Source organism: Arthrobacter agilis (genome assembly GCF_002953615.1).
Classification (GTDB): Bacteria; Actinomycetota; Actinomycetes; order Actinomycetales; family Micrococcaceae; genus Arthrobacter_D; species Arthrobacter_D agilis_B.
Map to the genome: position 1 here is coordinate 1,026,087 of NZ_CP024915.1, position 7,798 is coordinate 1,033,884.

7 protein-coding genes are annotated in these 7,798 nt (G+C 70.0%); all 7 read left to right on the forward strand.

All coding sequences use genetic code 11. From position 1 onward, the window contains the following. Nucleotides 1-121 precede the first annotated feature (121 nt). Nucleotides 122-385, forward strand: coding sequence for a YegP family protein (locus tag CVO76_RS04895; RefSeq protein WP_133082905.1), 264 nt, complete (start codon nt 122-124; stop codon nt 383-385). 122 nt (nt 386-507) lie between these two features. Next, nucleotides 508-3,348, forward strand: coding sequence for an aconitate hydratase (locus CVO76_RS04900; RefSeq protein WP_208740968.1), 2,841 nt, complete (start codon nt 508-510; stop codon nt 3,346-3,348). Between the two features lie 100 nt (nt 3,349-3,448). Beyond that, nucleotides 3,449-4,114 (forward strand): GntR family transcriptional regulator, encoded by a 666-nt coding sequence (locus CVO76_RS04905; RefSeq protein ID WP_133082903.1) that lies wholly within the window; start codon nt 3,449-3,451, stop codon nt 4,112-4,114. Between the two features lie 2 nt (nt 4,115-4,116). Further along, entirely contained in the window at nt 4,117-5,151 is a 1,035-nt protein-coding gene (locus CVO76_RS04910; protein ID WP_208740970.1) for a nucleoside hydrolase, read from the forward strand. Nucleotides 5,152-5,344: 193 nt separating this feature from the next. Continuing rightward, nucleotides 5,345-6,187, forward strand: a complete 843-nt coding sequence (locus CVO76_RS04915; protein ID WP_347876225.1) for an ECF transporter S component — start codon at nt 5,345-5,347, stop codon at nt 6,185-6,187. Between the two features lie 3 nt (nt 6,188-6,190). Then, a complete protein-coding gene (locus CVO76_RS04920) occupies nt 6,191-6,946 on the forward strand; it encodes an energy-coupling factor transporter transmembrane component T (protein ID WP_208740972.1) in 756 nt (251 codons plus the stop codon). Continuing rightward, nucleotides 6,943-7,798: energy-coupling factor ABC transporter ATP-binding protein (locus CVO76_RS04925; protein WP_208740973.1), on the forward strand; the 856-nt coding region annotated here is incomplete at its 3' end. The genes CVO76_RS04920 and CVO76_RS04925, both read left to right, overlap by 4 nt.

Genomic DNA, 7,798 nt, shown 5'->3' on the forward strand with positions numbered 1-7,798 from the left:
CGGCCGCTTGTCCAGACCCTGTCCTCTCCCGATGCCGGGACGGCGGGGAGAAGGTCGGTAAGTATGCTTATGATAAGGGACCGCAGGTGACGAAGGATGCCCCTTACAAGGAGGTAGGACGATGGCAGGTTACTTCAAACTGGTGGACGCTCACGATGACGGTTTCCGCGTGAAACTGACCGCTCCGGACGGAACGCTCGTGGCAGTATCCACCTTCTACGCTTCGAAGGAAGAGGCGATCGCCGGGATCGAACTCATCCGGGAGATCGCCGGGACCGGGCCCGTGGTGGACCACAGCCGGGCCGAATCGGTGGACCAGGACGAGCTCCTCCTGGGACTGCAGGAGACACCCGAACGACATGCGAGGGTGCGGCACGACGCCTAGGGGTCCGCCCTCCTCGACGCACTGCAGGAGGGCCACCCGCGCGGTGTACGACTGTATACAATGACGCCGGACGTGGAATAGGATGGGGCTATTCCACAATCTCTCTGAAGGGAGCCAACGTCATGTCGACCGCGGACTCATTCGGCGCGAAGGGCGTACTCGACGTCGCCGGCGCCCACTACGAAATTTTCAGGCTGAGCGCCGTCGAGGGCGCCGAGAACCTCCCGTTCAGCCTCAAGGTGCTGCTGGAGAATCTGCTCCGCACCGAGGACGGCGCGAACATCACGGCCGACCACGTCCGCGCGCTCGCGCAGTGGGACGCGGCGGCCGAGCCCGACACGGAGATCCAGTTCACGCCCGCGCGCGTCATCATGCAGGACTTCACCGGCGTCCCGTGCGTCGTCGACCTCGCAACGATGCGTGAGGCCGTCGCCGACCTCGGTGGCGACCCCAAGCGTGTGAACCCGCTCGCCCCGGCAGAGATGGTCATCGACCACTCCGTGCAGATCGACGCCTTCGGCAATGCCGGGGCCCTCGAGCGCAACATGGAGATCGAGTACCAGCGCAACGGGGAGCGGTACCAGTTCCTCCGCTGGGGACAGACCGCGTTCGACGACTTCAAGGTCGTCCCGCCGGGCATGGGCATCGTCCACCAGGTCAACCTCGAGTACCTGGCCCGCACCGTCATGACCCGTGAGGTCGACGGCGTGATGCGTGCCTACCCCGACACGTGCGTCGGCACCGACTCCCACACCACGATGGTCAACGGCCTGGGCGTGCTCGGCTGGGGCGTCGGCGGCATCGAGGCCGAGGCCGCGATGCTCGGCCAGCCCGTCTCGATGCTCATCCCACGCGTCGTCGGCTTCAAGCTCACCGGTGACATCCCCGCCGGCGCCACTGCGACCGACGTCGTCCTCACCATCACCCAGATGCTGCGCAAGCACGGCGTCGTCGGCAAGTTCGTCGAGTTCTACGGCGAAGGCGTCGCCTCCGTGCCGCTCGCCAACCGCGCCACCATCGGCAACATGAGCCCCGAATTCGGTTCCACCGCCGCCATGTTCCCGATCGACGACGTCACGCTCGACTACCTGCGCCTCACCGGCCGCCCGGCCGAGAACGTGGCACTCGTGGAGTCGTACGCCAAGGAGCAGGGCCTGTGGCACGACCCGTCCCGCGAGATCCGCTTCTCCGAGTACCTCGAACTGGACCTCTCGACCGTCGTCCCGTCGATCGCCGGACCGAAGCGCCCGCAGGACCGCGTGGAGCTCAGCAAGTCCAAGGACCAGTTCCGCGAGGACCTGCGCAACTACTCGAACGACCCCGACCTGACGTTCGCTCCGGGCGGCACCGTGGACGAGTCCTCGCAGGAGAGCTTCCCGGCATCGGATTCGCCGAGCTTCACGCCCGGGACGACGTCGTCGGTCACGGACGAGAACTCCGAGCCCCGCGAGACCGTCGGAGCGGGTGCCGGCTCCACTCGGCCGTCGAAGAAGGTCGCGGTCACCATGAAGGACGGCCGCGAGTTCGAGCTGGACCACGGTGCCGTGAGCATCGCGTCGATCACGTCCTGCACGAACACGTCCAACCCGTCGGTCATGCTCGCCGCCGCCGTGCTGGCGCGCAACGCCGTCGAGAAGGGCCTCGTGTCCAAGCCGTGGGTCAAGACCTCCGTGGCCCCGGGCTCGAAGGTCGTCACCGACTACTACGAGAAGTCGGGTCTGATCCCGTACCTCGAGAAGCTCGGGTTCTTCACGGTCGGCTACGGCTGCGCCACGTGCATCGGCAACTCCGGTCCGCTGGAGGACGAGATCTCGCAGGCCATCCAGGACAACGACCTCGCCGTGACGGCCGTCCTGTCCGGCAACCGCAACTTCGAGGGCCGGATCAACCCGGACGTCAAGATGAACTACCTGGCGTCGCCGCCGCTGGTGGTCGCCTACGCCCTGGCAGGCACCATGGACTTCGACTTCGACACCGAGCCCCTCGGCCAGGACGAAGCCGGCAACGACGTCTTCCTGAAGGACATCTGGCCGAACCCGGTCGAGGTCCAGCAGGTCATCGACTCCTCGATCGACGAGGACATGTTCACGTCGAGCTACGCGACGATCTTCGAGGGCGACGAGCGGTGGCAGTCCCTGCCCACGCCCGACGGCGCGACCTTCGCCTGGGATCCCGAGTCCACCTACGTGCGGAAGCCACCGTACTTCGAGGGCATGCAGCGCGAGGCGAGCCCGGTCGAGGACATCGACGGCGCACGCGTGCTCCTGAAGCTCGGCGACTCGGTCACCACCGACCACATCTCGCCCGCGGGATCCTTCAAGTCGGACACCCCGGCCGGCCGCTACCTGACCGAAAAGGGCGTGCAGCGCAAGGACTTCAACTCCTACGGTTCGCGCCGTGGCAACCACGAGGTCATGATCCGCGGCACCTTCGCGAACATCCGCATCAAGAACCAGCTCCTGGACGGCGTCGAGGGCGGGTTCACGAAGGACTTCTCGCAGCCGGACGCGCCGCAGGCCGCCGTCTACGACGCCGCCGAGAACTACCGCGCGGCCGGCACGCCGCTGGTGGTCCTCGCCGGCAAGGAGTACGGCTCCGGCTCGTCGCGTGACTGGGCGGCCAAGGGCACCGCGCTGCTGGGCGTCAAGGCCGTCGTCGCCGAGAGCTACGAGCGTATCCACCGGTCGAACCTGATCGGCATGGGCGTCCTGCCGCTGCAGTACCCCGAAGGCCAGAACGCCGAGTCCCTGGGCCTCACCGGCACGGAGACCTTCGCGGTCAGCGGGGTCACCGAGCTCAACGAGGGCCGTACGCCCCGCACGGTGAAGGTCACGGCTACCCCGGCCGACGGCGGCTCCGCCGTCGAGTTCGATGCCGTGCTGCGCATCGACACGCCGGGCGAGGCGGACTACTACCGCAACGGCGGCATCCTGCAGTACGTGCTGCGCCAGCTCGCGAGCTAGCGTCCACGAGGTTCCGGGCCGGGGGTACCACCTCCCGGCCCGGACCGTCTGCAGGGCACCTGCCCTGCCCACCCGAACCACGACGAACCGAGGGGGCGCCATGGCAGAGTCCACCGATCTATCGGCGCGCGTGGACGGCGACGCCATCTTCCGCGTCCTCCGCAGCGAGATCCTCGCCGGCGTCCACCCGCCGGGGACGGCACTGCGCGAAGTGGTCATCTCCGAGCGGTTCGGCGTCTCGCGGACGCCCGTCCGTGAGGCCCTCAGCAGGCTGCAGCACGAGCGCCTGCTCGAACGGGCGGCGCGGGGACTCCAGGTGCCGCAGATCGACCCCCAGGAAGTCATCCAAATCTACGACCTGAGGGTCATGCTGGAGGAGGAGGCCGCCGGGCAGGCGGCCCTCAACCGGGGTACCGCGGACATCATGCGGCTCGAGGCGCTGCTGGAACGGGACCGCGGCGTCGTCGACCCGGACGACACCACCAAGGTCACGAACAACCTCGAGTTCCACACCTCGCTCTGGTCCGCGGCCCGGAACCCCATCCTGATGGACCTCCTGCAGCGGCTCTCCACCCACCTCATCCACACGCCCCGTTCCACGCTGTCCGTCGGGCACCGCTGGCAGGAAGTGCTCGTCGAGCACGAGGCGCTGATCAGTGCGATCACCGATCGGCGCAGCGACGACGCCCGTGCCATCGCCCGCACGCACCTCGAGAAGGCCCGTACGCTCCGCCTGCACCTGCTCCGCACCACCGCGGCGGACTGAGCGTGGCGGACCACCGGACGCGGCTCCTGCTCGACGTCGACACGGGTATCGACGACGCCGTCGCCCTGCTGTACCTGCTCGCCACCCCGGGGACGAGCATCGAGGCCATCACCTGCACGGCCGGCAACGTCGGCGCGCAGCAGGTGGCGATCAACAATCTGGCCCTGCTCGAGCTGTGCGGCCGTGCCGGCATCGAGGTGGCCCTCGGCAGCGAGGTCCCGCTCGAGATCCCCCTCGTCACGACCGAGGAGACCCACGGCGACCAGGGGATCGGCTACGCGGTTCTTCCATCCCCCCGCGGGCATATCTCCTCCCGGCACGCGGTGGACGTGTGGCTCGACGCGGTGCGCTGCCACCCCGGGCAGATCACCGGACTGGTCACGGGACCGCTCACCAACCTGGCCCTGGCCCTGCGCGCGGAGCCGGATCTCCCGATGCTCCTGAAAGGACTCGTGATCATGGGCGGGGCGTTCCACCATCCGGGGAACACGACACCGGTGGCGGAGTGGAACACCCATGTGGACCCGCACGCGGCCAAGGAGGTCTTCGCCGCCTACGAGGGCCTGCCCCTGGAGAAGCTGCCCGTGGTGTGCGCGCTCGAGACCACGGAGCGCATCGAGTGCACCCCCGCCCACGTCGACGCCGTCGCGCAGGCGGCGGGCGCGGCGCCGGAGGTCCTGGACCCGGACGACCCCGACGGCACCCGCAGTGGCAGCGACAACGCCGTCGTCGCCTGCATCTCCGACGCCCTCCGCTTCTACATGGAGTTCCACCGGCTGTACGACCAGGGCTACATCGCCCACCTGCACGACCTCTTCGCGGCGATGGTGGCGACCGGCGAGGCGGGATTCGAGGAGCGGCTCGCGACGGTCGACGTCGAGACGGAGTCCCCGCTGACGTTCGGGCAGACGGTCGCGGACGTCGCCGGGATGTGGAAGCGGGCGCCGAACGCCCGGATCATCACGCGCAACGACCCGGCGGCGGTGTTCGATGTGATGGTCCGCCGCCTGTCGGACCTGGCGAGGATGCACGGCTGAGGGTGTCCGCCCGTGCCTTCGGCAGGGCATGGCTTCCAGCTGCGGGCCACCGCCGTCCGGAGGCACGGCCGGTCGCCGGGACCGACGCTCGCGGCGGGGCCCCGGTACACTGGTAGCTGCCCGCACCGCCGCGCGGCCGGCGCCGAGGTGACATGAGGTGCGTCCTCCCCGTCCATCGCGCCCAAGGAATATCGTGAGTTCATCCCTGACCCTCGCAGCCGGCACCGCCGTGCAGCGGCCGCGACGCCTGCTCCTCGCCCTCGGCGGAGCACTCATCGTCGCCACCTACCTGTTCCTCGTGATCGTCCAGCCCGCGGAGATCGCCGGCGGCATGGGCAGCACGGCGTCGCTCGTCTCCCTCTTCGGATTCCTCGGCGGCGGTGCGCTCCTGGTCGGCGGCATCCTGCCGATGCTGAGCACCAGCTCGCTCGTGGTCATGCCCCTCGGTATCGCCCTGAACATCGCCATCGGGCAGGTGGCCGGGACGCTGGGCCTGCAGATCTACCTCGATGCGATCGGGACCGTCCTCGTCGCCGTCCTCGCAGGTCCCGCTGCCGGAGCGGCCACCGGAGCGATCAGCAACGCCATCTGGGGGCTCTTCAACCCGTTCGCACTGCCCTTCGCGGCCGGCGCCGCACTCATCGGGCTGCTCGCCGGCATGGCGGCGAAGTACGGTGCGTTCCGCAGGGTGTACCTGGCGCCGGTCGCGGGCCTCGTCGTCGGGGCGATCGGCGGACTCGTGGCCGCACCGGTGGCCGTCTTCATGTTCGGCGCGGCAGGGACCTTCGGGACCAATGCGATCATCGCGGTGTTCCGCTCGATGGGGGACAAGCTGCTGGTCGCAGCGACCAAGCAGGGGCTGCTGTCGGATTCGCTGGACAAGGTCGTGGTCTTCGTCCTCGTGGCGCTCGTCGTCTATGCGCTCCCGCCGCGTGCGGTGCGCCAGTTCCCCTTCGCACGCGCCCACCGCGTCCTCGGCGCCAGGACCGGCACGCCCGCGCGATCGGCGAACGGGAACGACGCCGGCGCCGCCTGACCCATGCCGCGCCGCAGGATCTACAACCCGCTGACCGAGCTGCTCGCCGCAGTCCTGCTGGTGGTCCTCGTCCTCGTGGTGAACCGCTGGGAGTTCTCCCTCGCGGTCCTCGTGCTCGTGGTGGTGCCCGCCGTCCTGGTGTCCGGCAGGCCCCGGCAGATCGGCCTGGCGGTCCTCCTGGTGGCGGGACCGCTCGTCCTGTCGTCCCTGCTGCTGCACGGCCTGTTCTATCCCGAGGGCCGCACTGTCCTGCTCGACCTCGGGATCGCCCGGGTCACGACGGAGGGCCTGTCCTTCGCCGCCGCCATGGGGCTGCGCATGGGCGTGTTCGCCGGGGTGCTGCTTCCGGCCGCGATGACGCTCGACATCCCCGAGCTCCTGGCCACCATGACGCACCGCGGGTGGAATCGGAAGCTGGTGTTCGTCGTGGGTTCCGCCATCGGGCTCATCCCGCACGTCGCGATGCGTGCACGGCAGATCACGCGCTCGCAGCAGGCGCGCGGACTCGTCGTCGGACGCGGTCCGGTGTCCCGCGTCCGCGCACTGCTGGCCGTCCTGACACCGCTGGTCATCGGCCTCCTCGTGGATGCCGCCGAGCGCAACTCCATGCTCGAGGCCCGCAGCTTCTCGTCCGGTGTGACACGCACGAGCTACCTGCCGGACACGGACACCGTCCGCCAGCGGGGTGTGCGGCGTGCCATGGTCGTCGCGGTCGGGGTGTTCTCCGTAGCCTGGCTCGTCGGCCCGGGCGCCGCATGATCAGCCTCGAGGGCGAATCCTTCGCCTACGACGAGGGCGTGCCCGTCCTCGCCGACGTCGCCCTCACCGTGGGCCCGGGGGAGTACCTGGTCGTCGCGGGAGCCTCCGGCTCGGGCAAGACGACGCTGGCCCGGTTGCTCGCCGGGCAGACCGGTGCGGCCGCGGGCTCGGTCTTCCGCGGATCGATCACGCTCGACGGCGAGACGATCCGTTGTGCCGGTGCGCCCACCGACCCGCGCGTCGACCCCGCGGCCTGGAGCACGCACGTCGCCTATGTGGCGCAGGGCGCGTGGGGACAGCTGTCCATGATGTGCGCCACCGTCGGTGAGGAGATCGCCTTCGGCCCCTCCAATCGCGGCATCCCCACCGGTCGGCTGCGGGACGGGGTGCACGAGATCGCCGCTGCCCTGGCCTTGACCCCGCTCCTGGACCGCGACCCGCGCCGGCTGTCCGGCGGCCAGCTCCAGCGCACCCTCATCGCCGCGGCGATGGTCCAGCGCCCGCGCGTACTGGTCCTCGACGAGCCCTTCCAGGGTCTCGACGCCGACGCGGTACGGGACATCGCGGCAGCCCTGGCCGCCCTGCGGCGGGACGGGACCGCGGTCGTGGTCTGCGAACCGATGCTGCCCCGGACCGCGCCGCAGGACGCCCGCGTCCTGGCGCTCGCGGACGGCCGCCCGATGTTCGCGGGTCACCTGGCGGAGGCCCGCCGGGCAGGACTGCGCCGCTACGGCATCGGGACGGCGGGTGATCCGCCGCGCCTCGCCGCGGGCCCCGCAGCGGGTCCCGATCAGCCCCGGACGGTGCCGGCCGCCCCCGCGCTGGTCGCGCTCGAGGGGGTCACCTTCCGTC

Bases quoted from the DNA above. Each gene is read 5' to 3' on its own strand.
- CVO76_RS04895 (WP_133082905.1), top strand. From the start codon at position 122: ATGGCAGGTTACTTCAAACTGGTGGACGCTCACGATGACGGTTTCCGC.
- CVO76_RS04900 (WP_208740968.1), top strand. From the start codon at position 508: ATGTCGACCGCGGACTCATTCGGCGCGAAGGGCGTACTCGACGTCGCC.
- CVO76_RS04905 (WP_133082903.1), top strand. From the start codon at position 3,449: ATGGCAGAGTCCACCGATCTATCGGCGCGCGTGGACGGCGACGCCATC.
- CVO76_RS04920 (WP_208740972.1), top strand. From the start codon at position 6,191: ATGCCGCGCCGCAGGATCTACAACCCGCTGACCGAGCTGCTCGCCGCA.